Annotated in this window: 24 protein-coding genes and 1 CRISPR repeat array; of the genes, 11 read left to right on the forward strand and 13 right to left on the reverse strand. The window is 65.7% G+C overall.

Features of this window, described 5'->3' with window-relative positions; translation table 11 throughout:
• Positions 1 to 211 precede the first annotated feature (211 nt).
• The 6 genes from TF1_RS16635 to TF1_RS05320 form a co-directional block, all read right to left on the reverse strand.
• Complete coding sequence (locus TF1_RS16635) at positions 212 to 445, reverse strand: tyrosine-type recombinase/integrase (protein ID WP_081430418.1); 234 nt, start codon at positions 443 to 445, stop codon at positions 212 to 214.
• Positions 446 to 629: 184 nt separating this feature from the next.
• Positions 630 to 1,250, reverse strand: coding sequence for a hypothetical protein (locus TF1_RS05300; RefSeq protein ID WP_011292223.1), 621 nt, complete (start codon positions 1,248 to 1,250; stop codon positions 630 to 632).
• Between the two features lie 216 nt (positions 1,251 to 1,466).
• Entirely contained in the window at positions 1,467 to 1,679 is a 213-nt protein-coding gene (locus TF1_RS05305) for a helix-turn-helix domain-containing protein (RefSeq protein WP_011292224.1), read from the reverse strand.
• A 15-nt stretch (positions 1,680 to 1,694) separates the two neighbouring features.
• Positions 1,695 to 2,210 (reverse strand): helix-turn-helix domain-containing protein, encoded by a 516-nt coding sequence (locus TF1_RS05310; protein WP_011292225.1) that lies wholly within the window; start codon positions 2,208 to 2,210, stop codon positions 1,695 to 1,697.
• A gap of 506 nt (positions 2,211 to 2,716) precedes the next feature.
• Positions 2,717 to 2,908, reverse strand: coding sequence for a DUF397 domain-containing protein (locus tag TF1_RS05315; protein ID WP_011292226.1), 192 nt, complete (start codon positions 2,906 to 2,908; stop codon positions 2,717 to 2,719).
• Between the two features lie 11 nt (positions 2,909 to 2,919).
• The gene (locus TF1_RS05320; RefSeq protein ID WP_061783701.1) at positions 2,920 to 3,759 is read right to left on the reverse strand and encodes a helix-turn-helix domain-containing protein; all 840 of its coding nucleotides are present in this window, start codon (positions 3,757 to 3,759) and stop codon (positions 2,920 to 2,922) included.
• A 380-nt stretch (positions 3,760 to 4,139) separates the two neighbouring features.
• On the opposite strand from TF1_RS05320, the gene TF1_RS05325 reads away from it, so the two are divergent.
• From TF1_RS05325 to tgmC, 5 genes are all read left to right on the forward strand, one after another.
• A complete protein-coding gene (locus tag TF1_RS05325; protein WP_227480885.1) occupies positions 4,140 to 4,307 on the forward strand; it encodes a hypothetical protein in 168 nt (55 codons plus the stop codon).
• A 63-nt stretch (positions 4,308 to 4,370) separates the two neighbouring features.
• Entirely contained in the window at positions 4,371 to 4,808 is a 438-nt protein-coding gene (locus tag TF1_RS05330; RefSeq protein WP_011292229.1) for an ATP-binding protein, read from the forward strand.
• Positions 4,805 to 5,755 carry an ATP-grasp ribosomal peptide maturase gene (tgmB, locus tag TF1_RS05335; RefSeq protein WP_011292230.1) on the forward strand — a complete coding sequence of 317 codons (951 nt, stop codon included), beginning with the start codon at positions 4,805 to 4,807 and terminating at the stop codon, positions 5,753 to 5,755. The genes TF1_RS05330 and tgmB overlap by 4 nt, the downstream gene beginning before the upstream one ends.
• A complete protein-coding gene (gene tgmA, locus TF1_RS05340; protein WP_011292231.1) occupies positions 5,755 to 6,024 on the forward strand; it encodes a putative ATP-grasp-modified RiPP in 270 nt (89 codons plus the stop codon). The genes tgmB and tgmA overlap by 1 nt, the downstream gene beginning before the upstream one ends.
• A gap of 5 nt (positions 6,025 to 6,029) precedes the next feature.
• Entirely contained in the window at positions 6,030 to 7,160 is a 1,131-nt protein-coding gene (gene tgmC / locus TF1_RS05345; protein ID WP_011292232.1) for an ATP-grasp peptide maturase system methyltransferase, read from the forward strand.
• 174 nt (positions 7,161 to 7,334) lie between these two features.
• Positions 7,335 to 7,606: a CRISPR direct-repeat array (repeat unit 28 nt; unit sequence GGACCATCCCCGCATGCGCGGGGAGCAC).
• A gap of 383 nt (positions 7,607 to 7,989) precedes the next feature.
• Here the strand turns inward: tgmC and arc are convergent.
• Both arc and TF1_RS05355 read right to left on the reverse strand, forming a co-directional pair.
• A complete protein-coding gene (arc, locus tag TF1_RS05350) occupies positions 7,990 to 9,753 on the reverse strand; it encodes a proteasome ATPase (RefSeq protein WP_016188838.1) in 1,764 nt (587 codons plus the stop codon).
• Positions 9,754 to 9,935: 182 nt separating this feature from the next.
• Positions 9,936 to 10,832, reverse strand: a complete 897-nt coding sequence (locus TF1_RS05355; RefSeq protein WP_011292234.1) for a tRNA (adenine-N1)-methyltransferase — start codon at positions 10,830 to 10,832, stop codon at positions 9,936 to 9,938.
• A gap of 139 nt (positions 10,833 to 10,971) precedes the next feature.
• Here TF1_RS05355 and ppgK point away from each other — a divergent pair, with 139 nt between their 5' ends.
• Positions 10,972 to 11,760: a polyphosphate--glucose phosphotransferase gene (gene ppgK, locus TF1_RS05360; RefSeq protein ID WP_011292235.1), complete on the forward strand. Its 789-nt coding sequence runs from the start codon at positions 10,972 to 10,974 to the stop codon at positions 11,758 to 11,760.
• Between the two features lie 82 nt (positions 11,761 to 11,842).
• On the opposite strand, the gene TF1_RS05365 is transcribed toward ppgK, so the two are convergent.
• On the reverse strand, positions 11,843 to 12,076 hold the full coding sequence (locus TF1_RS05365) for a hypothetical protein (protein WP_016188839.1): 234 nt from the start codon (positions 12,074 to 12,076) through the stop codon (positions 11,843 to 11,845).
• Positions 12,077 to 12,375: 299 nt separating this feature from the next.
• Between TF1_RS05365 and TF1_RS05370 the strand changes: the two genes are divergently transcribed.
• Together TF1_RS05370 and TF1_RS05375 are read left to right on the forward strand one after the other, a co-directional pair.
• Entirely contained in the window at positions 12,376 to 13,710 is a 1,335-nt protein-coding gene (locus tag TF1_RS05370) for a helix-turn-helix domain-containing protein (protein WP_011292237.1), read from the forward strand.
• Positions 13,711 to 13,760: 50 nt separating this feature from the next.
• Positions 13,761 to 14,186, forward strand: coding sequence for a hypothetical protein (locus TF1_RS05375; protein WP_061783707.1), 426 nt, complete (start codon positions 13,761 to 13,763; stop codon positions 14,184 to 14,186).
• 159 nt (positions 14,187 to 14,345) lie between these two features.
• Here the strand turns inward: TF1_RS05375 and TF1_RS05380 are convergent, their stop codons facing one another.
• Entirely contained in the window at positions 14,346 to 15,497 is a 1,152-nt protein-coding gene (locus tag TF1_RS05380; protein ID WP_011292239.1) for a site-2 protease family protein, read from the reverse strand.
• Between the two features lie 63 nt (positions 15,498 to 15,560).
• On the opposite strand from TF1_RS05380, the gene TF1_RS05385 reads away from it, so the two are divergent.
• The 3 genes from TF1_RS05385 to TF1_RS05395 all read left to right on the forward strand — a co-directional run bounded on the left by TF1_RS05385 (position 15,561) and on the right by TF1_RS05395 (position 18,747).
• Positions 15,561 to 16,403, forward strand: coding sequence for a RecB family exonuclease (locus TF1_RS05385; protein WP_061783702.1), 843 nt, complete (start codon positions 15,561 to 15,563; stop codon positions 16,401 to 16,403).
• An 8-nt stretch (positions 16,404 to 16,411) separates the two neighbouring features.
• Positions 16,412 to 17,122 carry a LuxR C-terminal-related transcriptional regulator gene (locus tag TF1_RS05390; protein WP_061783703.1) on the forward strand — a complete coding sequence of 237 codons (711 nt, stop codon included), beginning with the start codon at positions 16,412 to 16,414 and terminating at the stop codon, positions 17,120 to 17,122.
• Between the two features lie 197 nt (positions 17,123 to 17,319).
• Positions 17,320 to 18,747: a threonine/serine exporter family protein gene (locus TF1_RS05395; protein ID WP_011292242.1), complete on the forward strand. Its 1,428-nt coding sequence runs from the start codon at positions 17,320 to 17,322 to the stop codon at positions 18,745 to 18,747.
• 81 nt (positions 18,748 to 18,828) lie between these two features.
• Here the strand turns inward: TF1_RS05395 and TF1_RS05400 are convergent, their stop codons facing one another.
• From TF1_RS05400 to TF1_RS05410, 3 genes are all read right to left on the reverse strand, one after another.
• The gene (locus TF1_RS05400) at positions 18,829 to 20,610 is read right to left on the reverse strand and encodes an ABC transporter ATP-binding protein (protein ID WP_061783704.1); all 1,782 of its coding nucleotides are present in this window, start codon (positions 20,608 to 20,610) and stop codon (positions 18,829 to 18,831) included.
• A gap of 64 nt (positions 20,611 to 20,674) precedes the next feature.
• A complete protein-coding gene (locus TF1_RS05405; protein ID WP_011292244.1) occupies positions 20,675 to 21,688 on the reverse strand; it encodes an ABC transporter permease in 1,014 nt (337 codons plus the stop codon).
• An 89-nt stretch (positions 21,689 to 21,777) separates the two neighbouring features.
• Entirely contained in the window at positions 21,778 to 23,541 is a 1,764-nt protein-coding gene (locus TF1_RS05410) for an ABC transporter substrate-binding protein (RefSeq protein WP_016188843.1), read from the reverse strand.
• Between the last annotated feature and the right edge of the window lie 64 nt (positions 23,542 to 23,605).

Genomic DNA, 23,605 nt, shown 5'->3' on the forward strand with positions numbered 1-23,605 from the left:
ACGGCCGCCAAGCAGAAAGAAGGGCCTGCCGGGGATGTCCGGCAGGCCCACCAAGTCGCTTGTTACAGGTACTGGCCAGTGTTGGCCACGGTGTCGATGGAACGACCAGCGTCGGCGCCCTTCTTGCCCGACACCAGAGTCCGGATGTAGACGATCCGCTCACTCAACCCATTTTCCGCAGGTCAACACTTCGAGCACCGACACCATGCCATCACATTGCTGACACGCTGACACCAGGCGTGTAACCGAGTTTCCGATACCCCTCATCCAACACCCGGCGGGCCGCCGACACCGACCCCCGCAACATGTGCCAGTAGACACGCTCCGTAGTCGCCGTGCTGGCATGCCCCAGAATCCGCGACACCTGTGGAAGCGGCATCCCCCCACTGATACACCGCGACGCGAAGTCGTGCCGCAACCAATGGAAAGTGAATTCGTCCGGCAATTCCGCGGCCCCACCCCGTCCCGGAAATCCTCATAGAACGACGGCCGATGAACATACGGAGCTGACCTCCCCGGGCACAGGAAACCATCCTCCGGGATCGACCACCGCTCCGCATGCTCCATAATCCGCTGGTACAGGAACTCCGGCACCGGCACCTCCCGGAACTGGTCAGCCCGCCTGTGCTTCAGCGGCGCCAACCGCTGCGCCCCAACACCTGTCGGGTGATCCGCAGCACCCACCCCTCCTCGCCCTCCACCAACTGGTCGAGACGGACCGCCAACGCCTCACCGATCCGCAACCCCGCAGCATGCCCCAAGTAGGGGGCGATCTGCCACGGCCCGTGCAGGCGGCTCGCCAACGTGTCCAACTGCTGCAACGTGACCGGCACGAACACGCGGGACTCCACGTGCTCAGGCAGCGGTACGTTTGCGCATGGGCTCCGTTCGATTACCCCCGACTTCCGCAGATCGGTGAACACCGCGGCGACCGCGATGAAAATGCTCGCCACCGTGTTCGGCGCGAACCGGTCGGTGAGGTGCCGCACCAACGATTTCACGTGCTCTCGGGACACCTCGACGTCCGCCAGGTCCCCGAACGCGACTCCCGCCGCAACTTCGAAACCGTACACGTGGTTGCGCAGACTGTACCCGTAGTGGGCGGTCGTACTCCGGTTCCCGACCCGGGTACGCAAGAACTCTTCCGCGGCCTCCCGGAAACTGCGCCGCTGCCCCCTCGGCGCGATGACGACCTCGTGGATCGCCTTCTTCGCCTCCACCTGCTTGGCCCAACGCTCCGCCGCCCCCACTGGTCACCGTTGTAGGCCTTCGCAGAAAAACTCACGGTCTGCATCCGCGACCCGCGGCCGCCGGGTCTCCACTGCACGGTCACCGAATGGGGGCAACGTTTCCAGATCCGGAGCCTCTTCTTCTCATCGTCGACACCAGCCGCACATTTGCAGCGCTTGTACAAGGACGCCAAGGCTTCCTCCGAGGGGTGGATCGGATACCAAGGTCCTACCGAGTCAAGCCGCGGCCCGCTGTCTCTCCAACCAGGCGAGCACGTCACGTTCCAGCCAGCGCAGGTGCCTGCCAATCTTGTACGGACGCAGCCCCCACTGCCGCCACCGGTCGTATACCGTCTTCACCGGCACGTGCAGCCAGTCAGCCAGCTCCTGAGGGGTGACCAGCCGATTGGACCCCCCCAACGTTCCCGTCTGCTTCACCTGTTCAGACATGCTTCTTCCTCCTCGTCACTCCGGTGGGACCTCGTTATCCCGCTCAAACGGCGTCTCACCGAAGCTCCGCATCCACTCCACGACACGGTCCACGTCGTGGTACGGCGGAATCCCCTCGGGGCGAGACATGAGGAAGAAGTCCATCAACCTCCTACGAAGCTGCTCAGGGTCACGGGGCGCGCCCAACGGCCACTGGCCGTCCAACCACCGCCAGGCATCATGCGCGGCCACGACCCCCACCCCGGTCACCTCCACCCGGCCCACAGCCGTGGGAGGAAGAAGCAACGCCGAAGGGGACACGTCCAGGACAGCGGCAAACGCGACCAAGTCGTCTACGTCCACCCGACGCCGACCGTGTTCCACGTTGGTGATCGCCACAGCGGTGATCGGTCTACCCCGCTCGGTGAGACGGCGGGCCATCTCGGTAGTGGACAGGCCGCGCAACTGTCGGATACGCCGAATGTTCGCGGCGACCTGTAGCCCGGTGGGGCCGAGCGTGTTGGGGCGGCGTGGAGTGCGTGACGTAGCCATGGGGTGAGTTTCCCATCCCACAGCTGCCACACAGGTTTCCACATTCACCTCCCCAATACTCCTCTAACATGATAGAGGAATATTCTTAGATCTTGTTATAACCCATCAGTCCTGGGAGTTGTGTGCAGAAACCCCCGGCGGCGTGGGCGCACCAGTCCACGCCGCCGCCAGAAGAACACAGCACAGCGCGAACAACAACCACCACGGAGAGGATTAAAGACCCCCAAGTTCTACTGCGGACCAGCGCCCTCACAGGCATGCACCCTTTCCTTGACCTTGACCATCTACAGAGGGTTACAGGTCCGGAAAGGCGAAAACGCCGGGGTACAGACCAAAAAAAATTTTCGGGGTTTACAGAGCCACAAAGAAATCCCTGCTCAAGGCGCCAGAGCAGGAGGGTCGAAAAACACCTGCCAAGAGACGACACAAATCGGTACACTCATCCGTGGTTGAATGCAAAGAGCCCCCGAGATGCTGATCTCGGGGGCTTTTCCACGCCTACAAGATCAGACCTGGCCTGCTTTCAGGGTGTGAAGAAACGCAGTCCACTCCTGCGCGCTGAATTTCAAGTACCCGAGGTGACGGTTCTGGGTGTCACGAACGAAGACGACAGCCTCGGGAGTCTCGGCCACCTCGACGCAGTTGTCGCCTGAACCGCTGTAGGAGGACTTGCGCCACTGTACGTTGGGTGAATGCATGTTCTCCCGCCTTACGCGATGAGGTTTTTCAGGTAGGCCACCGACCTTTGCGGGGTCTCCGCGGCACTACATGTGTGCCCGAAAATCCCCACATACCGTTGGACGACCTTTGGGTCTTCCAGATACAGATCGTCGGTGGCGGTTTCCAGGTACACCATCGGTGGATCTGCTGGGTCCTGGAAATCTAGGATCATGAAACTGCCATCGATCGCCGCGTGAGCGCCGAAGCTGTCTCGCACCACCTGAATGTCAACATTCGGCCGAGCTGCCATATCGATAAGGCGCTGGATCTGAGCGGTCATCACTTCCCGGCCGCCCACCTGCTTACGCAGCGCGGCTTCATCAATGAGCGCCCACAAGTACAGGGGATCGTCCCCTTCTAGCACTTGCTGGCGGCGCATCCGCCCGGCGACCTTCCGGGTAATGTCGTCGCCGTCCATGACGCGGCCGCTTCTCATGACGGCCGCCGCATAGTCTGGGGTTTGCAGCAGGCCCGGGATGAGCAGCGCCTCGTAGGTACGGATCATGCTCGCCCCAGCCTCGAAGTCCGCAAGGCCGCCACGGAGCACATCCCGGTATTCCACCCACCAGCCGCGCACACGGGACTCTCGGGTAAGGTTAATGACCGCTTCCCGCATTTCCGGGGACAGCTCATACACCTCGGCGAGGTCCTGCATGTCACGCGGGGACGGGCGTTTCCATTCGTTGCGCTCCATGCGTGACAGCTTCCCGGAGGGCCAGTCAAGTCTGCGGCTGACCTCGTCAATCGTCAGTCCGCGTTCTTCGCGCATTTTCCGCAGCAGCGCTGACAGCCGCCTGCGGCGCGCGCTGGGGCTGTACCTTCCGGCCATGCGGGTCACCTCCTCCTGCCTGGCGTGATCATAAGCCACGGCAAGGAAGCCGACATATCGGTCACATGATATTCGCATCTTGATTTTCTAAAGATGTGCATCGCATTATGACAGTAAGCATTCATCCGCATGGGCTTGGGCTGTGCAGCCCTCTAGCCCCGTAGGGGTAGGCAACCATGATCTTGAACGCTAAAGGGTCTCCTCCGCGCCGGAGGCCACTTTCACGTAACCGATCCCATCCTCGGCATGTTTGGCCTGACCAGCCAGAACAGTCCGCGGCCCATTTCGAAGCTCGAAACCCTGGCTCGTTTTGCGTATGGGTGCCCCATGAAGGGGTGTTCCGCGTCTGGGTGCATAGAGACCACCTCATTCATGGACCTGTGGTCGCCCCCGACCTCAACTATCTCGAGGCCGCCCTACGCGGGCGTGTTCCCGACGTGCACCTGAACGTCGCCACCCCACCGGAACAGGCCGACACCCAGCTCACCGCCAAGCTCACCGTCTACATCCGCGCCTACCTGACCCAGCGCAGCAAGCACGCCGACTAGCCCCCTGCAATGCAAGACTGCCCGGCTTGAGACGGAGGCTGAGGCAGTCCCCGAGGGAGAACCATGCACGCAGAAAAACGTCTGCCCGCCTGTCTCCACAGTGTTGCCGCCGCACGGGCATGGGTGTCCCGCATTCTCGACGGGTATCCCGAAGACGTGACCGAGACCGTAACCCTGTGCGTATCGGAAGCGGTCACCAACGCCATCCGATACTCCCGCAGCAGCCTGCCACGAGAAGGCGGAAATCTCGGCGAGGTCATCCTTCGCCTACACAACCTGCCCGGCTGTCCTCTCTACGTGGAGGTGCAGGATGAGGGCCCGCTCACCCCCAGTAGCCGCCCTCACGTCGTGGACGGCAGTGGCCCTCTGGCTGAACATGGCCGTGGCATGTGGCTGATCAGCACGCTGGCCAAACAGTGGACAGTCATGTCAGAGGAAAGCGCCACCCTGCTGAGTATGGCCTTCAACACCATGCCCTCCACCGGGAGGGCTGAGCCATGACCGTTCTCATCCTCACCAACCCGTTTGACATCACCGCTGACGACGTAATCCTGCGGCTCACCGAGCGTGGCGTACCCGTCGTCCGCTTGGACCCAGCCGATTTCCCCCAACAGGTGGTGCTGCACTCCGAAATCGGTGGCAACGGATGGACAGGCACACTTACCACCCCGCACCGCATTCTCGACCTGTCCACGGTGACCGGCATCTGGTATCGCAGGCCCAGGAAATTCCGCCTACCCGCCCAGATGAGTCAAGCCGAGTACGAGTTCGCGGCCACTGAGGCCCGCCGCGGCTTCGGTGGAATCATCAACAGCCTGACCGGCTGGATCAACCACCCTTCAGCGATCGGCCGCGCCGAATACAAGCCCTACCAGCTCCACCACGCGGTGCAAGCAGGGTTGAACGTGCCCCGAACCCTGATCACCAACGACCCTAAACAAGCCAAGGGGTGGTGTGCGCGGGTCGGCGACGTCGTCTACAAACCGCTTAGCGCCCCCTCGTGGTTGGAAAACGGCGACACGTATGTCGTCTTCACCACCCCGATCACCCCAGACCAGTGGGGTGATCCTGCCATCGGCCGCACTGCTCATATGTTCCAGCAACGGCTGGATAAAGAGTTCGAGGTGCGTCTCACCATGGTGGATGGCAAGGCGTTTCCCGCGGCCATCCACGCCCACTCGGACGCGGCTCGTATCGACTGGCGATCCGACTACGATGCGCTAACCTACAGCATTCCCACCGTGCCACAGCGTGTTCTAACAGGGGCGCGTGACCTACTACGCCGTCTACATCTGCGCTACGCGGCCCTGGACTTTATCGTCTCCCCGGACGGCCGATGGCACTTTCTGGAGGTCAACCCCAATGGCCAGTACGGGTGGATCGAGGAGCACACCGGACAACCGATCAGCGACGCAATCGCTGACGCTCTCACAAGGAAGGAAAACTAATGTCGACAGCGGTCACCGACGCCTTCCCGCTTGGCAGGGACGAGAACAGAAACGACCAAGTCACCGAGTGGCGCCCGTTCGGAATGCGGTACGGCGTACAGCCCACGCCTATCCCTGTCCCCCTCAGCGACACCAAGTATGATCCCGACCAGCAGGTCCTCGTGGTGGCAGACGGCCAGCCGTGCGCGAAAATCGAAAGAGCCGGCACCATGAGAGTCACCTATCCCGACGGCCAGAAGCCGGGGCAGAGCGACGTGGAAAAAGACTAGGGCTGATGACCACACAGCACACCTCATCGCCGCGTGCGCTAGCCGACAAGCTGGCACACGACGGCAAGCTGCGGGACCCCGCCTGGATTAAGGCCTTCGCTTCGATCCCCCGGCACCTGTTCCTGCCCCACATCTACCAGCCACACCCCGACGGCGGGTTTACTCTCGCCTCCACCCCTGAAGAGCTGGCCTACCAAGACGAGGGGTGGACCACCCAAATCAACGGGACCTTCCCCACCCCCAAGGATGGGGAACCCATCCAAGGACAGCCCACCTCCTCCAGCTCAGCGCCTGGGCTCATGGCGGTCATGCTGGAAGCCCTCGATGTGACCGACGGTGTGCGGGTACTGGAAGTGGGCACAGGAACCGGATACAACGCCGCACTGCTCTGCCACCGGCTTGGCGACCAGCACGTGGTCACTGTCGAAGTAGACCCCGTACTGGCTGAACAGGCCCAACAGCGGCTCGCAGAAGTCGGCTACCGGCCCATCGTGCACGTGGGAGATGGTGCAGATGGGTATCCCCCAGGCGCCCCCTATGACCGAGTGATCGTCACCTGTGCACTGACCTCCCTGCCGTGGAAGCTGATAGAGCAAACTCGGCAAGGCGGGGTGTTGGTGGTCCCAGTGTGGCGTGGCCATCTTCCCGCTGGACTGATGCTACGACTCACCGCAACCGGCGGCAGTCTCGCGCGCGGCCAGGTGCTTGACGCCTACGGCGGGTTCATGCCGGCCCGGAACACGCCACCTGCGGACGCCGTGCAACTGCTCCACCGCCACCAAGCAGCCGCGGATGAAGGTGGCACGGCACGAACCACCAGCCTCACCACGGGCACAAGCGGGGAACCATGGGCGTGGTTTGCTGCCCTTGTCGTGCCTGACGCCGTCTCCTTGGGGACCATCCACGACGACGGGCCTCCGCGCCACTGGCTGCTCACCGAAGACTCCTGGTGCTATCTCACCCCTGATGGGCGTGTCGTCCAAGGCGGACGGCGCCACCTATGGGATGAGATAGAAGCCGCCCACAGCACATGGGAACAACTCGGCCAACCAGCACGGCACCAATGTCAGGTCATCATCGACCCTGACGGCGCCCGGCTCACCTATCAAGGTCGGGAATGGCCGATCCTGCTCTAACCCGAATCCGGGCTGAACCCCTGAATTTCCCGGGAGTTCAACTTTTTTACATGCTTGGCGAGGCACGAGGGCCGGTGAATACGCCATGGCAACGACCGGTTCAGGGTGTAGGGCCTGGGCGAGCAGATGGTGCTGCGGCCAGTGGAGAGTGACGGTCGAGTAGGGGGCAGGACGGGACCATCCCCGCATGCGCGGGGAGCACAAATAGAACCGCCGCTCTGGCCTCATCCGGAATGGACCATCCCCGCATGCTCGGGGAGCACTATAAGCGCGCTCCCCGAGCACGAGGACGACGGGGACCATCCCCGCATGCGCAGGGAGCACACTCAGGGTGTTGCGGCCTGCACGCTCTGTGCGGGACCATCCCCGCATGCGCGGGGAGCACTTACCCAGCGCAGACTTAATCTGGCTGGGCAGCGGACCATCCCCGCATGCGCGGGGAGCACCCTAAACGACCTGCAACTTTACCAGCGTGCAGCACCAATTTCATTCACTTCCGAAAAGAAGACCAAGCTCCCCAATAAGAAAATTTGGCCCAACAGGCATGGAGCATCAGGACAGAGTCGTCTCGCATAGCAATGAAACCACCGATGTGAGAAGCCTTCAGCACAAAGCCATTCCTCAGGCGTAGAAAACCCTCACCGCACATCCCACAGGTCCCCCTACGGACACGACGACAGTCCTGCACACCGACTAGAGCCCACGCGATCCCACCACTCCCCTTTACAGAGCTGGACAGAGCAGGTTCCGCGCCTGTTGGTAAGCCGACGGCCGCCAAGCAGAAAGAAGGGCCTGCCGGGGATGTCCGGCAGGCCCACCAAGTCGCTTGTTACAGGTACTGGCCAGTGTTGGCCACGGTGTCGATGGAACGACCAGCGTCGGCGCCCTTCTTGCCCGACACCAGAGTCCGGATGTAGACGATCCGCTCGCCCTTCTTACCGGAGATACGCGCCCAGTCGTCAGGGTTGGTGGTGTTGGGCAGGTCCTCGTTCTCGCTGAACTCGTCCACGCACGCCTGGAGCAGGTGGGAGACCCGCAGGCCCTTGGAACCGTTCTCCAGGTAGTCCTTGATCGCCATCTTCTTGGCCCGGTCCACGATGTTCTGGATCATGGCACCGGAGTTGAAGTCCTTGAAGTAGAGGACTTCCTTGTCACCGTTGGCGTAGGTGACTTCCAGGAAGCGGTTCTCCTCGGTCTCCGCGTACATCCGCTCGACCACCCGCTGGATCATCGCGTTGACGGTCGCGGTGGGCGAACCGCCGTGCTCTGCAAGGTCGTCCGGGTGCAGCGGCAGGTCGGGGGTGATGTACTTGGAGAAGATGTCCCGGGCTGCTTCAGCGTCGGGCCGCTCGATCTTGATCTTGACGTCCAAACGTCCCGGGCGCAGGATCGCCGGGTCGATCATGTCTTCACGGTTGGACGCGCCGATCACGATGACGTTCTCGAGTCCTTCAACACCGTCGATCTCGCTGAGCAGCTGCGGGACGATGGTGTTCTCGACGTCGCTGGACACGCCCGAGCCGCGGGTACGGAAGATGGAGTCCATCTCGTCGAAGAACACGATCACCGGCGTGCCTTCGCTGGCCTTCTCTCGGGCGCGTTGGAAAACCAGCCGGATGTGCCGTTCGGTTTCTCCGACGTACTTGTTGAGCAGCTCGGGGCCTTTGATGTTGAGGAAGAAGCTCTTGCCGACATCGCGGCCGGTCTTCTCCGCGACCTGCTTGGCCAAAGAGTTGGCGACCGCCTTGGCGATGAGGGTCTTACCGCATCCGGGCGGCCCGTACAGGAGCACGCCCTTGGGCGGACGCAGCTTGTGTTCGCGGAACAGCTCCTTGTGCAGGTAGGGCAGTTCCACTGCGTCGCGGATCATTTCGATCTGCCCGTTGAGGCCGCCGATGTCGCTGTAGGAGATGTCGGGGACCTCCTCCAGGATCAGCTCCTCGACCTCGGCCTTGGGGATGCGTTCGTAGACGTATCCCGACCGGGGCTCCAACAGCAGGGAGTCGCCGGCGCGCAGCGGTTCGTCGCGCAGCGGTTCGGCGATCCGCACGATCCGCTCCTCGTCGTGGTTGGAGATGACGAGGACACGCTCGCCGTCCTCAAGGATCTCCTTGAGCATGACGACTTCGCCGACAGTCTCGTACGACGAGGCTTCGACAACGTTGAACGCCTCGTTCAACATCACTTCCTGGCCTGGGCGCAACTCGTCGACGTTGACTGACGGGCTCACGTTGACCCGCATCTTGCGGCCATTGGTGAAGATCTCGACCGTTCCGTCGTCGCGGGCTCTGAGGAAAACTCCGAACCCGGAGGGCGGCTGGGAGAGGCGGTCGACCTCCTCCTTGAGGGCCACGATCTGGTCACGGGCTTCCTTCAAAGCCGAGACCAGCCGCTCGTTCTTGGCGTTTGCTGCTGCCAGAGCGGTCTGGGCTTCCTGGAGCCGGTCTTCAAGCAGCCGCACGTGCCGAGGGGAGTCGGCGAGCTTGCGCCGCAGGACGCTGAGCTCCTTTTCCAGGTAGGAGACCTGAGCCACGAGTTCGTCACGGTCGCGCTCTGCATGACGCTCGTCATCGCGATCGGCCACGTCCGCCACCTCCCGTTAAGAGGAAAAATCTATTCGGGAGCCTACCTACCCAGGCCCCGTTCCTAACCTGCCGATCTTGGCGAGTGTGGGACAGGACACTCCCCTATCCGGCAAACAGCCAGGTCAGAGCGGGTGTTCAGGATGCGGCGTAATGAGAAAGTAACGTCGCCGGGTCAGTGGGCTGCTTTCTGCTACCCCTCCGGCTCGGCCTCGTAACCGCGGGCGGCGAGATAGTCCTCCCCGTAGGCGCCTTTAGCGGGGCGGCGGCGCCGTTCCGGTGCGGTCACGTTGTCGGCGAGCCTGCGGGCGAGGACCAGGAACCCGGTGTGTCCGATCATACGGTGGTCGGGGCGCACCGCCAGGCCTTCCACATGCCAGGTGCGCAGCATGGTTTCGAAGACGTACGGCTCATGGTAGGAGCCTTGTTCCCGCAGGCTTTCCACGATGCGGGACAACTGGGGTGTGGTTGCCACGTACACGCAGATCAGCCCGCCGGGGAGCAGCGCTTTGGTGACTTTTTCCAGGCACTCCCAGGGGGAGAGCATGTCGAGGACGACCCGGTCGAACTGGTCTTCGTCCAAAGCGTCTTGGAGGTCGCCCACGGTGAGCCGCCAGTGGCCGGGTTCGGCGCCGAAGAATCGGGTGACGTTCGTGCGGGCGATTTCCGCGAAGTCTGCGCGGCGTTCGTATGAGGAGACGTATCCGTGTTCTCCGACGGACCGCAGCAGCCAGCAGGTCAGCGCTCCGGAGCCGACCCCGGCTTCCAGCACCCGTGCGCCGGGGAAGATGTCGGCTTGCGCGATGATCTGGGCAGCGTCTTTGGGGTAGACGATGGTGGCGCCGCGTTTCATCGAAAGCGTGAAGTCAGCCAGCAGCGGACGCAGCGCGACATAGGCGATGCCCGAGCTTGACGTCACGACACTGCCTTCGGGGCGGCCGATCAGGTCGTCGTGGTCAAGCCGTCCCCGGTGGGTGTGGAATGCTGCCCCAGAGCGCAGGGTGATGGTGTGCATCCGTCCTTTGGGGTCGGTTAGTTGCACGATGTCGCCCTCGGCGAAAGGGCCGCGGCGGCCGTGAATGCCGGTCACTGGTGTCGTCTCTTTCGTGACTATGTGGGGTCTGCGGACCGTTGATCCAGCCTAGTCCCAGTGGCGGCGCCTAGCGTAATCGTCAGCAACGGTAGAGAGTAGCGTCGGAAGGCCGGTAGGCGCAGGGAGGCGGGAGCTGATGGCATCTCGGGGACGGGTCGGGCTGGGGATTGACATCGGGGGAAGCGGGATCAAAGGCGCCCCTGTGGACTTGGACCGGGGAACGTTCGTGGTGGACCGGGTCAAGATCGCTACTCCGCAGCCCGCAACCCCTGAGGCGGTGGCTGCGGTGGTGGCGGAGATAGTCACCGCGTTCGCCGACGATGTGCCGCAGGATGCACCGTTGGGGGTGACGTTTCCCGCGGTGATCCAGCACGGGGTGGCGCGCAGCGCCGCCAACGTGGACCGCTCGTGGATCGGCACCAACGTCGAGGAGCTGCTGTCTGCGGTGACGGGGCGGCGGGTGCTGGTGGTCAACGACGCTGACGCCGCAGCGATGGCGGAGCACCGCTACGGCGCTGCCTCAGGCGTCGACGGGGTGGTGCTGTTGACTACTTTGGGTACCGGTATTGGTACGGCGGTGCTAGTGGACGGGGTGCTGCTCCCCAACACGGAGTTCGGGCACTTGGAGATCGACGGCTACGACGCTGAGACCCGGGCCTCTGCTAGCGCTAAGGAGCGCGAGAACCTCTCCTACAAGGAGTGGGCTGAGGAGCGGCTGCAGCGCTACTACTCGGTGATCGAGGATTTGCTGTGGCCGGACTTGATCGTGGTGGGCGGCGGGGTCAGCCGCAAGGCGGACAAGTTTTTGCCGCATCTCCGCTTGCGCGCGCCGATCGTGCCGGCGAAGTTGCGCAATACCGCGGGGATCGTGGGTGCGGCCGTGCTGGCCGCGGAGCGGCTGGGGGGTGACCGGGTCTCTGCCTGACCGGTGGGGCGGGGGTGTCCCGCATGCCATGGGGTGGTGTGCGGGCCGGTCGCAGCCGGGAACGGGTGACCGGGGTGTGGGGTCACCGCTGTGGTGCGGTGAGGAGCCCGTGGATGCGTCGGGCTGCTACGGCTGGTTCGGCGGCGGGGGCCAGGGGTGTCATCGATGGGGCTTTGAGCTCATCGGAGGGCACCCTCAGCCACCACCAGAGCCGGCCGCGGTGCGGGCGCAGCACGGTGCGCTGCCTGCGGATCGGGCGTTGGCTGGCCGCGTCCCGTAGGATGGCGTCGACTGCTCCGATCTGGCCGTTCAGCATGGTCTCTACTCCGGAGCGGCGGAGTGAGGCTTCGAGTTCGCACAGTGCCAGACTCCAGCGTGTCTCCCCCCGGTGCCCGTCGAAACGGGACGTTGTCCAGGACTGTGCGGGTCTTCCGTGTGGCATCTCAACTGTCACTCGTTCCCCCTCCATGTCTGAGATGATCCCAAACACAGGACCTCTGGCCTCTTGACTGTGCCCGTTTCGTCACCCCGAAAGAAAGCTTTATGCGCGTCTCGCATGATCATATTTTTTTGCAGATAGCCGCAAAGTGCAGGCCAAGTCTTTAACCTAGGCTCATGTCCCAGCGTGAAGGTGTAGGAACCCTGCCTGGGGATTTCTGGACCCGCCCCGCGGTGGCTGCCGCACTAGCCACCTGCGACATGGCGGCTCTTGTGGAAGCCGTCCGGCTCGCTCGGGGGTGGTCCCAGACCGACCTGGCACGGACGGTCGGCTACAGCCAGAGCTGGGTATCCCGAGTCGTCAACGGTCAACAGTCGCTCACGTTGGACCAGGTGAGGGAGGTCTGTGAGCGGCTGGGGATTCCCATTCACCTGTTGCGGTTCGCTCCGGCACAACCTAGTTCCGTTCCGTTGACGGCCTCACGCCCTCCCGCCGCATTCGCGGCGGGCCGTATGAAGGGGGCGGGTCCAACGCGACGTCGAGACTTCACTAAGGCTGTCGCTCTAGCGACGCTCTCCTTGCCGAACCTCTCGGCGGTGGGGAACGTGCACGAGGAGACGGCAGCGACCCTGCGTGCCATTACCGGGAGCCAGCGCAGGCTGGACGCCTCGTCGCCCTCCCGGGATCTGGTCAACGCTGCCTTGGCTCACTGGGAGCTGTCGGCACGGACGCTGTCGCGTGCCAAGCGGACTCCGTTCGCCGCTGAGGTGGCTGCCGCGTCCAGTGAGGCGGCGGGGTTCGCTGCGTGGCTGCACGCTGATATGGGCGACTCCGGGTCGGCGCGGTCCTTCTACCACCGGGCGGTGAAGCATGCTCACCAGGCAGGGGATGTTCTGTTAACCGTGTACATGCTCGGCAGCCTGGCGCTCTTCGAGATCGACTCGGAGGAGCCCGAACTGGGGTTGCGCCTGGCTGAGGAGGCTGCTCACAAACTGCGCGGCGAGGTGCACCCCACTGCGCAGGCGTGGCTGTCCTGTGTGTGCGCGCTTGGTCATGCGGCGTTGGGGAATCGTGCCGCTACCCAGGAGCGGCTCGCCCACGCCGAGCACGCCGCGGAACGGCCTGAGAACACTGATCCGCCGTGGCCGTGGGTGTTCCGGTTCGATTCGGCGAAGGTGGCCGGGTACCGGGCGTTGGCCGCGGTGCGGCTGCGTCGACCGCACGAGGCGCGGGCCGCGTTCTTCGAGGCGTTCCCCAGGACTGTTTCGGCTCCCAAGCAGCAGTCGATACTGATGGTGGAACTGGCGACGGCGCACGCTGATGCTGGGGACGTGGATGAGGCGTTCCGGCTTGCCTCTCACGCCCTGCAGACGGGGGTTGCCTACCGCTCCGAGAAGGTTCTCAACCGGGTGCGACGGTTCCGTCGTGAATACCGGGGACCGCAGGCGCGGTGCGTCCACGCGTTCGATGAGCAATTGGCCAGCCTGACCACCGGGAGGTTGCCTCTGTGAGCAGATACCGTGTCGCGGTTACTGGGCACCGCGGACTGCCGGAGCAGACCATGCGGCTTGTCGCGGGGGAGCTTCGGGACTATTTGAGCAGGTTCGGCTCCGGCTTGGTGGGGTTGTCGTGCCTTGCCGACGGCGCTGACACGCTTTTCGCGGAGATCGTGCTGGAAGTGGGCGGCGCGTTGGAGGTGGTGGTGCCCGCTGAGCGCTACCGTGACTCGCTGCCTACCGACCACCACGCCGCTTACGACGCGCTGCTGGCCCGCGCGCAGGCGGTGCAGCGTCTGCCGTTCGTCGAGTCCACACCGGAGGCGCACCTGGCGGCGGGGAAACTGCTTGTGGACTCGTGTGACACGCTGGTGGCGGTGTGGGACGGGGCGCCCGCCCGGGGGCCTGGGGGGACGGCGGACATTGTCGCCTATGCCCGGGAGCACGACCGCCCGGTCCACGTGATCTGGCCTCCGGGGGCGTCCCGCTGAGGCTGGGACTGGCCGGGGAGGGCGGGTGGCCGGTCGGCTGCATCGGATCGTGGGGGTGCTGGGGCTGAAGCGGGGTGCGGGATGCTCCGCGGAGGCGTACGGGCGGTGTGCGGGCGTGGTGTCCCCGTCGGCTGTATGCCGAGCGGGCGCGGGGTGCGGTTAGAAGCCGTTGCCTTCCATGGCTCCGCGAACGTCGGCGGTACGCAGCGCCCCCACTGCGGTGCCGTCCGCGTCGACGAGTAGGTATTGGGACGCCGGTTGGGCGTTCATGGCTTTAATCAGGTCTTCCCCGGCAAGGTCGGCGGGCAGCACAGTGCCGGGGGTGAGGGTCTGGGCGGTGTGGCTGACGGGGAGCCAGGGCCGCCGTTCCACGGGTACGGCGTTGGCTGCAGCGTCGTCCACGATGGAGGTGGGGGTGCCCGCAGAGTCGACGACGAGGATCGCTTCCGCGTCGGCTGCGGCACGGCGGCGCAACGCTTCGGCGAGCGGAGTGTCGGTGGTTACGGTGATGGCGGTGCGGGCCAGGTCGCGGGCGACGAGCTGGGGCAGGCGGGCGCGGATCCGGGCGGTGTGCAGGGCGACGGAGGCGTTGCGCCAGATGAAGGCGCCGAGCAGGGTGGTCCACAGGACGGTGACGATGCTGGGGGCGGCCCGCCATAGCAGCCAGGAGTAGACGAAGGGGAGCGCGATCACCAGGATCGCGAGGATGCGTCCGCCCCAGGCGGCCGCGGTGGTGCCGGTCAGCGGCCGTCCGCTGGCTGCCCACACGGCGGCGCGGAGGATACGGCCGCCGTCCAGGGGCAGTCCAGGCAGCAGGTTGAAGACGCCTACCAGCAGGTTGGCGACCCAGAGCTGCCAGATGAGCACGCCCAGCACTGTGGCAGGGTCGACCAGCAGGTAGCAGAGGAAGCCGAGACCGGCGAGGACGAGGGAGAGCAGGGGGCCGCTGAAGGCGATCCAGAACTCCTGGCGGGGCTGTTCAGCTTCCCGGTCGATTTCGGACACTCCGCCCAGCAGGTAGAGGGTGATGCTGCGTACGGGGAGTCCGTAGTGGCGGGCTGCGACGCAGTGGGCGAGTTCGTGGATGAGCACGGACACGTACAGCAGCACGGCGAAGAGGAGCGCTACCAGGTAGGAGGCGGCGCCGAGGTGCAGGATGCTGTCGACGACCGGCTGGTAGAGGAAGGTGAGCAGCACCGCGATCACCACCCAGGACGGGGTGATGTAGACCGGGATGCCCCATGGGCGTCCGATGCGTAGCCCACCCTTCCTGTCCCGGGGCTGGGAAGCTGCGGAGTCTGGTTGGTTCACTCTTCCAGGCTACGGCTTCTGGTGTCGATGTGCCGGTGCTGCGGGCGGCTAAGGTGGGGAGTCATGAGTTCCGCACCGTCCCCCGTGCCGCTGCGGGCCCTCTCCCCGTCGCGGGCCACCGACTTCATGCAGTGTCCCCTGCTGTTCCGGTTCCGGGTGATTGACCGGATTCCTGAGCCGCCGAGTCCGGCGGCTCGGCGCGGCACGCTCGTCCACGCGGTGTTGGAGAAGCTGTTTGAGCTTCCTGCGGAGTCGCGGACGCCGGATGCGGCGCTTGCGTTGCTGGAGCCGCAGTGGGAGCGGATGCGGGAGCAGGAGCCTGATGTCGAGGCGATGTTCCCTGATGCGGAGGCGTTGGCGGCCTGGTTGGAGGAGGCGCGCGCGCTGGTGCGGCGCTATTTCGACTTGGAGAGCCCGCAACGGTTGGAGCCTCAGCAGCGTGAGGTCCGCTTGGAGGTTCCGTTGGAGTCGGGCCCGCTGCTGCTCGGCTATGTCGACCGAGTGGATGTGGCGCCCACGGGGCAGGTGCGCATCGTCGACTACAAGACGGGGAAGAGTCCGGCTCCGCGTTACGAGGACAAGGCCCGGTTCCAGATCTTCTTCTACGGGGTCATGGTGTGGCGGGAGACCGGTCGGGTACCCGACCGGCTGCAGCTCCTGTACTTGGGGGACGGGGCGGTGCGCTGGTACGACCCGACCGAGGAGGAGATGCGTAACGCGGAGGCGCATATCCGCGCGGTGTGGGACACGATTGTGGAGACTGCTCGCACGGGGCGGTGGCTGCCGCGCCGGTCGCCGCTGTGCAACTGGTGCGACCATCGGGCGCTGTGCCCGGCGTTCGGGGGGACTCCTCCCCCGCTTCCCCCGCAGGCCGCGCAGGATGTCGTGAAGCCGCTCGCGTCCTGAGTGGGCTGATGCCGGTTCGTGTGCTGCTTGCCGACGGTCGGCCGCTGGTCCGTGCCGGGCTGCGGCTCATCGTGGAGTCGGATGCGCAGACGAGCGTGGTAGGTGAGGCCGCGGAGGTTCGCACGGCCCTCGCAGCGGTCCGCCAGTTGCTGCCGGACGTGGTGGTGGCTGATGCGGAGCTGCCGGGCGGGGGCGGTGCCGTGCTCAGCCGCGAGGTGCGGCAGTGGGCAGCGGACTCGGGGCAGACGGTGCAGGTTGTCGTCGTGGCTTCGTCCGCGGCAGAGGGTACGGCTTTCGAGGTGTTGCAGGCGGGGGCGCGCGGTCTGCTGTTGCGGGATTCGTCCCCGGAGGAGCTGGTGCGGGCGGTCCGCGAAGTCGCCCGGGGGAACGCGGCGCTGTGTCCCCAGGTGACTGCTCGACTGTTGGACCGGCTGGCGGCGCTCCCCGCTGCCCCGCAGGCCAGCGGCCCGGCCGCGGAGGTGGCGCGGTTGACTCGTCGGGAGCGGGAAGTGCTGCGGCTGTTGGGGCGGGGGCTGACGAACGCGGAGATCGCGCGGCAGCTCGTGCTCGGCGAGACGACGGTGAAAACGCATGTGGGCCGGGTGCTCGCCAAGCTGGGGCTGCGGGACCGGGTGCAGGCCGTGGTGTACACCTACGAGCACGGGCTGGTGGTTCCCGGGGAGGGTGCGGGAGACGGCCGCTCGTCCCGGGGTGAGTGATCTCATACGGTCCGGTGGCGGATCGGTGCAGGGTGGGGGCAACTTCGGCGGCGTGGGGAACGTCTCCCCCAATGAGCTTTCCGTTTCTTCCCCTTGTATCCCACCCACTCCCTTATGTCCCAGGTTTGGATGCGTCATTCCCGGATGGAGCATGCGTCCCGTTGGGCAGGGGTCCCTCCCGAGGAGGTGAGCGCCGGATGAACCAGGCACCGCGGCGTTCCGACACATCGCACTCCCCCACCCTGCTGACCCGGTTGCGGGACTGGCGTGCCAGCCGCGGCGTGCTCGACCTGGAAGCAGAAGAGTTCGAAGACGAAGCGCCGCGTCCCGATCCGCGGGCCATGGACCTCGTCCTGCGGGTAGGGGAACTGCTGCTGGCCAGCGGGGAAGCCACCGAGACGGTCAGCGACGCGATGCTGAGTCTGGCGGTGGCGTTCGAATTGCCCCGCAGCGAAGTGTCGGTGACGTTCACCGGCATCACCCTGTCGTGCCACCCCGGCGGGGATGAGCCCCCGGTGACCGGGGAGCGCGTGGTGCGCCGCCGCTCCCTCGACTACCACAAGGTCAACGAGCTGCACGCGCTGGTGGAAGACGCTGCGTTGGGCCTGCTCGACGTGGAGCGCGCAACCGCGCGGCTCCACGCCATCAAACGCTCCCGGCCGCACTATCCCCGCTGGGTGATCGTGGCCGGGCTGGGGCTGATCGCCAGCAGCGCCAGTGTCATGGTGGGCGGTGGGATCATCGTGGCGGCCACGGCGTTCGCCGCCACCGTGCTCGGGGACCGGGCCGCGGGCTGGCTGGCTCGACGCGGGGTGGCCGAGTTCTACCAGATGGCGGTGGCCGCGCTGTTGGCGGCGAGCACCGGCATGGCGCTGCTGTGGGTGAGCGAGGAGCTGGAGTTGGGGCTTCGCGCGAACGCGGTGATCACCGGGAGCATTGTGGCGCTGCTACCGGGGCGTCCCCTGGTCTCCAGCCTGCAAGACGGGATCAGCGGCGCGTACGTGTCGGCGGCGGCCCGCCTCTTGGAGGTCTTCTTCATGTTGGGGGCGATCGTCGCGGGGGTTGGCGCGGTCGCCTATACCGCGGTGCGGCTAGGGCTTTATGTGGACCTCGACAATCTGCCGTCGGCGGGGACGTCACTGGAGCCGGTCGTGCTGGCAGCTGCGGCAGGTTTGGCGCTCGCGTTCGCGGTGTCCCTGGTCGCGCCGGTGCGGGCCCTGCTGCCGATCGGCGCGATGGGGGTGCTGATCTGGGTGTGCTATGCGGGGCTGCGGGAACTGCTCGCCGTGCCGCCTGTGGTGGGGACCGGGGCGGGCGCGGTCGTGGTCGGGGTGATCGGCCACTGGCTGGCCCGGCGGACCCGGCGTCCTCCGCTCACCTTCATCATTCCGTCGATCGCTCCGCTGCTGCCGGGAAGCATCCTGTACCGGGGACTGATCGAGATGAGCACGGGGGAGCCGCTGGCCGGGGTGGCGAGCCTCGGTGAGGCGGTCGCGGTCGGCCTGGCTCTGGGTGCGGGGGTGAACCTCGGTGGTGAGCTGGTGCGGGCCTTCTCGTGGGGCGGTCTCGTGGGTGCGGGGCGCCGGGGTCGGCAGGCGGCCCGCCGGACCCGGGGAGGCTACTAGTTTCCTGCTGGAGCCGGGACAGGGGCAGTCGCGGCAGAGTGCCGGGGAGTGCTCAACCGCCGGCTGCCCCTGGTCTGCGGTTCAGGCGACGTCGGTGTCCGGCTGCGCGGCGCGGAGCCGGCGGCGTTCAGCGCGGTGAGCGCGGGCCGCGTCCGGGTCGAGGACGGGGGCGGCAGCCAGCAGCTGCTTGGTGTAGGGGTGCTGCGGGTTCTCGTACACCTCGTCGCTGTCGCCGGTCTCCACGACTTTGCCTTTGCGCATGACGAGGACGCGGTCGCTGATCTGGCGGACCACGGCCAGGTCGTGTGCCACGAAGATCAACGTCAGGTTGAAGTCTTCTTGCAGTTCCGCGAGCAGCCGCAGCACCTGGTCTTGGGTGGAGACGTCCAGCGCGGAGACCGGTTCGTCGCAGATCACCAGTTGGGGGCGGAGGATCAGGGCCCGGGCGATGGCGATGCGCTGGCGCTGCCCACCGGAGAAGGCGTGCGGGAAGCGGTTGTAGTGGGACGGTTCGAGTCCGACCCGTTCCAGCAGTTCCTGGACGCGGGTGCGGATCAGTTTGTCGTCGCGTTCCCCTTGGATGCGCAGGGGTGCGCCGATGCTGTCGCCGATGGTCATCCGGGGGTTGAGGGACGAGTAGGGGTTTTGGAAGACCATCTGGATGTCGCGGCGCAGCGGGCGCATCTTGCGTTCCGGCAGGTGGGTGATGTCCCGGCCTTGGAAGAGGATGGTGCCTTCGGTGGGCTCCAACAGCCGCATGATCATGCGGGACAGGGTGCTTTTACCGGAACCGGACTCGCCGACAATGCCCAGGGTTTCGCCGCGGTACAGGTCGAAGGAGACGCCGTCGACCGCGTAGAAGTCGGTGGCGCCGCCGAAGAGGCCGCCGCGGATACGGAACCGCTGGCGCACGTTGCGCACGCTCAGCAGCGGCTCCTCATCGGTGCTGCGCTGGCTCGGCGCAGGCGTTTCCGCGGCGGCCGGGGTGGTTTTCCCTTCGCGTTCGGCACGCAGTTGGGCACGGCGCTGGGCCCGGGAGATCTCGATCCGGGGCACGGCGGCGAGCAGTTGCTGGGTGTAGGGGTGGCTCGGAGAGTTGAGCACCTGACGCACGTCGCCGCGTTCCACTGCCACGCCTTTGCGCATGACGAGGACGTTGTCGACTGATCCAGCGACCACGGCCAGGTCGTGGCTGACGAGGATGAGCGCCATGCGCAGGTCGCGGCGCAGCTCGTCGAGAAGGTCGAGGATCTGCGCTTGCACGGTGACGTCCAGGGCCGTGGTGGGCTCGTCGGCGAGCAGCACTTTCGGTTCGCACACCAGGCCCATGGCAATGAGGACGCGCTGCCGCATCCCGCCGGAGAATTCGTGCGGATAGGAGTTGATGCGTTTCGCCGGTTCGGGGATGCCGACCCGGTCAAGCACGTCGATGGCGCGCCGCCGTGCCTCAGCCCGGCTCGCTGTGGGGCGGTGGGTGAGGTAGGCCTCGATGATCTGGTTCCCGATGGTGTACTGCGGGTGCAGGGAGGACATCGGGTCTTGGAAGACCATGGCGATGTCGTTGCCGCGCATCGCGCGGATCTCCTGGTCGCTGGCGGTGACCACGTCGATTCCAGCGACGCGGATCTCCCCGGAGAGCTGTGCCCGGGTGCCGCGGTGCAAGCCCATCAGCGCCAGGGAGGTGACGCTCTTACCGGAACCGGACTCGCCCACGATGCCTAGCGCTTCACCTTCGGCGACTTCGAAGGACAGGTTCTGGACGGCGTGGACGTCGCCGTCGTCAGTGGAGAAGGTGATGGAAAGGTCGCGCACGGAGACAACGGGAAGCCCATTGCCTTGGCTTCCGGTTTCCGGAGTGCTCATTGCCTGTCTTCCTTGCTTGGGTGTCCCCCGCCGTGGCGGGTAGGGCGGTGGGTCATGGTCGAGGTCAGCGGGCCGTACGCACCCTGGGGTCGACCAGGGGGTAGAGCAGGTCCACGGCCAGGTTGCACAGGACGATGAAGAACGCGCCGAACAGGGTGACGCCGAGGATGACCGGCAGGTCGCTCTGCACGATCGCGGTGACCGCGAACCGTCCAATGCCGTTGAGCGAGTACACCTGTTCGGTGAGTACTGCGCCGCCGAGCACCAGTCCGATGTCCAGACCGAAGATGGTCAGGATCGGGGTGAGCGTGGGGCGCAGGCCGTGTTTGAGGATGACACGGCTTTCTTTGAGGCCTTTGGCTCGGGCGGTGCGGATGTAGTCCTCTCCCATGGTTTCCAGCATGCCGGCGCGGGTCTGGCGCGCATACTGTGCGGCGTGCAGGAACGCCAGGGTCAGCCACGGCAGCAGCAGTCCGGAGGCCCAGGCGATGGGGTCTTCGGTGAACGGCGTGTACCGGGCGTTGGGGAACAGGCCCCAGTCGTGCACGAGGAAGGCCAAGGCGAGCTGGCCGGTGAAGAAGATGGGGAGGGAGACTGCGCCCAGGGCCAGGCCCATGGAGATCCGGTCGAAGATGCTGCCTTTTTTGACGGCTGAGATGACGCCGACGGCGACCCCGCCGACCAGCCAGAGCACCGCGGCGCCCAGGCCGAGGGAGAACGTGATCGGCAGCCGCTCGAGGATGGCGGGGAAGACCTCCTGGTAGGTCTGGAAGGAGTAGCCGAAGCAGGGGGCCGCGCAGTGCACGACGTCGTTGCCGAAGGTGTAGTCGGCTCCGAGGACGATGCCTTTGATGAACTCCCAGAACTGGATGATCAGCGGCTGGTCCAGGTTCAGCCGTTTGATGGTGGCTTGGATGGCGGCTTCGGTGGGGGCGCGGCCCACGTACATGGTGGCGAGTTGTTCAGTGGTCCGCCCGGCGAGTCGTGGCACCACGTAGAAGATGACGAACGTCATCAGGGTCACGACGAGGAGCAGGATCACACTCGCGCCCAGGCGCCGGAGGATGTATCTCAGCATTGCGGTCGGCGCTGGCCTGGGCGAACCGTGGCTGTTCGGCCCAGGCCAGCGCCTTCACCTGCCTTCCCGATACTGGTCGAGCGTGGCGACTACTCGGTTTCGGTGGTGCCGAGCGTCATGTAGTCGTACATGTGCCAGCTCGGGTTGAAGAAGACGTTGGTCAGGTTGTCGGGCCGGTAGATCACGGACTTCTGGAAGACGCCGGTGAGGATGGCGGCGTTCTCCATGGTCAGCCGGTCGATCTCGGCGTAGATCGCGGCCTGCTCTTCCGGGTCCTCGACGCTGACGACCTCGTCGAACAGCTTGTTGATCTCCGGGTCGTCCAGTTCGGCGATGTTGGAGTTACCCGCCTGCTTGATAGCGTCGCCGTCCAGGATGGAGCTCATGAAGCCGTAGCCGGAGGGCCAGTCCGCCATCCAGCCGTAGTAGGTCAGGCCGAGCTTGTTCTCGGCGACGAAGTCAGGCGAGCCGGCCTGGGTGTTGGTGTAGGTGTCCGACGGGTAGCCCTTGACCTTGGCCTCGATGCCGACCTGGGCCAGGTCCTGCTGGATCGCCTCGACCGCGTCGACTTCAGCGGGACGGTCGGAGCGGACGCCGATGTTGACTGCGAAGCCGTCGGGGTGGCCGCACTCTTCCAGCTTCTCCTTGGCCTTCTCCACGTTGGGCTTGCCGGAAGCCGCGTCGTAGGGGTCGTAGGAGGGGTCGGCACCGGGGATGTCCGGGGGCAGCACCTGGGTGGCGATTTCACCGCCCAGTTCACCGCCGTAGGCGCGCTGGATGCCTTCGCGGCCGACCGCGTACTGGATGGCCTGGCGGCAGGCGAGGTTGTCCAGCGGCTCGACCTTGGTGTTGATGTTGACGTAGAAGTGGGCGCCGGTGGTCGGGTTGTCGATGTTGGCGCGCGCCTCCTCGTCGGCGACGAGCTTGCCCTTCATCGCCGGGCCCAGGCCGGTGCCGGCCAGGTCCACGTCGAGCTCTCCGTTGACGAGGCGCTGGTCGATCTCGTTCTGGTCGACGCCTTCCTCAACGGTGATCCGGTCGGGCAGTGCGGTGCGGATCGGGTCACTGTCCGGGTCCCACTCTTCGTTGCGGACCAGGACCAGGCCGTTGCCGGGGGTGTAGTCGTCTTCGAACTTGTAGGGGCCGGAGGAGACCACGCGGGTCTGGTACTGCTCGCCCTTGTCGGCCTCGGGCGGCACCGGAGCGGTCTGCGGCTGCGCGAGGACGTAGAGGAAATCCGAGAACGGTTCCTTGAGGTGGAAGACGAGGGTGTAGTCGTCCGGGGTTTCGATCGCGTCGAAGCCTTCCAGCGGGTCACCGCCGCCGTAGGGGCCGTCGTAGTCGTCCTCGTCGAGGAGCTGCTGGAAGTACTTGGGGCCGTTGGGCAGCGCCTGGTCGCCGAAGTTGCTGCGCGCGATCGCGTACTTGATGTGCTCGGCGACGATCTCGGTGCCGTCCTCGTACTTGAGGCCTTCCTTGAGCTTGACGGTCCACTCGGTGCCGTCGTCGCTGACCTCGGGCATGTCTGCGGCCAGGTCGGGGACCAGCTCGGTTCCCGCCTCGCCCGGGGCAGCCGCATAGGTGAGGAGTGTGCGGGCGTAGTAGCGGCTGAAGTTCCACACGTAGCCGTAGTAGGTGTTGCCCGGGTCGGTGCTCTCCATGTTGGCGGAGATCGCGAACCGCAGGGTACCGCCCTTGGCGTCGGAGGGGTTGACGATTTCGGTGCTGCCCTTGTCGAAGCCGGCACCGTTGCCGCTGCCGCCCCCGCTGCTGCCGCTGTCACCGCCGCAAGCGGTGAGCATGAGGGCGGCCGCCGCACTCAGTGCGGCGAATCCCATGACACGTTTGTTCACTGACTTCCCTTTCTCACTGCGGATAGGCGGGAGACCCCGCCGTGCGGGTGCGCGTAGTCGCCGG

This window comes from Thermobifida fusca NBRC 14071 = JCM 3263 (assembly GCF_001592045.1).
In the GTDB taxonomy this organism is placed as follows: domain Bacteria; phylum Actinomycetota; class Actinomycetes; order Streptosporangiales; family Streptosporangiaceae; genus Thermobifida; species Thermobifida fusca.

Excerpts from the sequence above, each read along its gene's own strand:
- TF1_RS05305 (WP_011292224.1), bottom strand. The coding sequence starts at position 1,679 with ATGTCTGAACAGGTGAAGCAGACGGGAACGTTGGGGGGGTCCAATCGG.
- TF1_RS05310 (WP_011292225.1), bottom strand. The coding sequence starts at position 2,210 with ATGGCTACGTCACGCACTCCACGCCGCCCCAACACGCTCGGCCCCACC.
- TF1_RS05315 (WP_011292226.1), bottom strand. The coding sequence starts at position 2,908 with ATGCATTCACCCAACGTACAGTGGCGCAAGTCCTCCTACAGCGGTTCA.
- TF1_RS05320 (WP_061783701.1), bottom strand. The coding sequence starts at position 3,759 with ATGGCCGGAAGGTACAGCCCCAGCGCGCGCCGCAGGCGGCTGTCAGCG.
- TF1_RS05330 (WP_011292229.1), top strand. The coding sequence starts at position 4,371 with ATGCACGCAGAAAAACGTCTGCCCGCCTGTCTCCACAGTGTTGCCGCC.
- tgmB (WP_011292230.1), top strand. The coding sequence starts at position 4,805 with ATGACCGTTCTCATCCTCACCAACCCGTTTGACATCACCGCTGACGAC.
- tgmA (WP_011292231.1), top strand. The coding sequence starts at position 5,755 with ATGTCGACAGCGGTCACCGACGCCTTCCCGCTTGGCAGGGACGAGAAC.
- tgmC (WP_011292232.1), top strand. The coding sequence starts at position 6,030 with ATGACCACACAGCACACCTCATCGCCGCGTGCGCTAGCCGACAAGCTG.
- ppgK (WP_011292235.1), top strand. The coding sequence starts at position 10,972 with ATGGCATCTCGGGGACGGGTCGGGCTGGGGATTGACATCGGGGGAAGC.
- TF1_RS05365 (WP_016188839.1), bottom strand. The coding sequence starts at position 12,076 with ATGCTGAACGGCCAGATCGGAGCAGTCGACGCCATCCTACGGGACGCG.
- TF1_RS05370 (WP_011292237.1), top strand. The coding sequence starts at position 12,376 with ATGTCCCAGCGTGAAGGTGTAGGAACCCTGCCTGGGGATTTCTGGACC.
- TF1_RS05375 (WP_061783707.1), top strand. The coding sequence starts at position 13,761 with ATGCGGCTTGTCGCGGGGGAGCTTCGGGACTATTTGAGCAGGTTCGGC.
- TF1_RS05385 (WP_061783702.1), top strand. The coding sequence starts at position 15,561 with ATGAGTTCCGCACCGTCCCCCGTGCCGCTGCGGGCCCTCTCCCCGTCG.
- TF1_RS05390 (WP_061783703.1), top strand. The coding sequence starts at position 16,412 with ATGCCGGTTCGTGTGCTGCTTGCCGACGGTCGGCCGCTGGTCCGTGCC.
- TF1_RS05395 (WP_011292242.1), top strand. The coding sequence starts at position 17,320 with ATGAACCAGGCACCGCGGCGTTCCGACACATCGCACTCCCCCACCCTG.
- TF1_RS05400 (WP_061783704.1), bottom strand. The coding sequence starts at position 20,610 with ATGAGCACTCCGGAAACCGGAAGCCAAGGCAATGGGCTTCCCGTTGTC.
- TF1_RS05405 (WP_011292244.1), bottom strand. The coding sequence starts at position 21,688 with ATGCTGAGATACATCCTCCGGCGCCTGGGCGCGAGTGTGATCCTGCTC.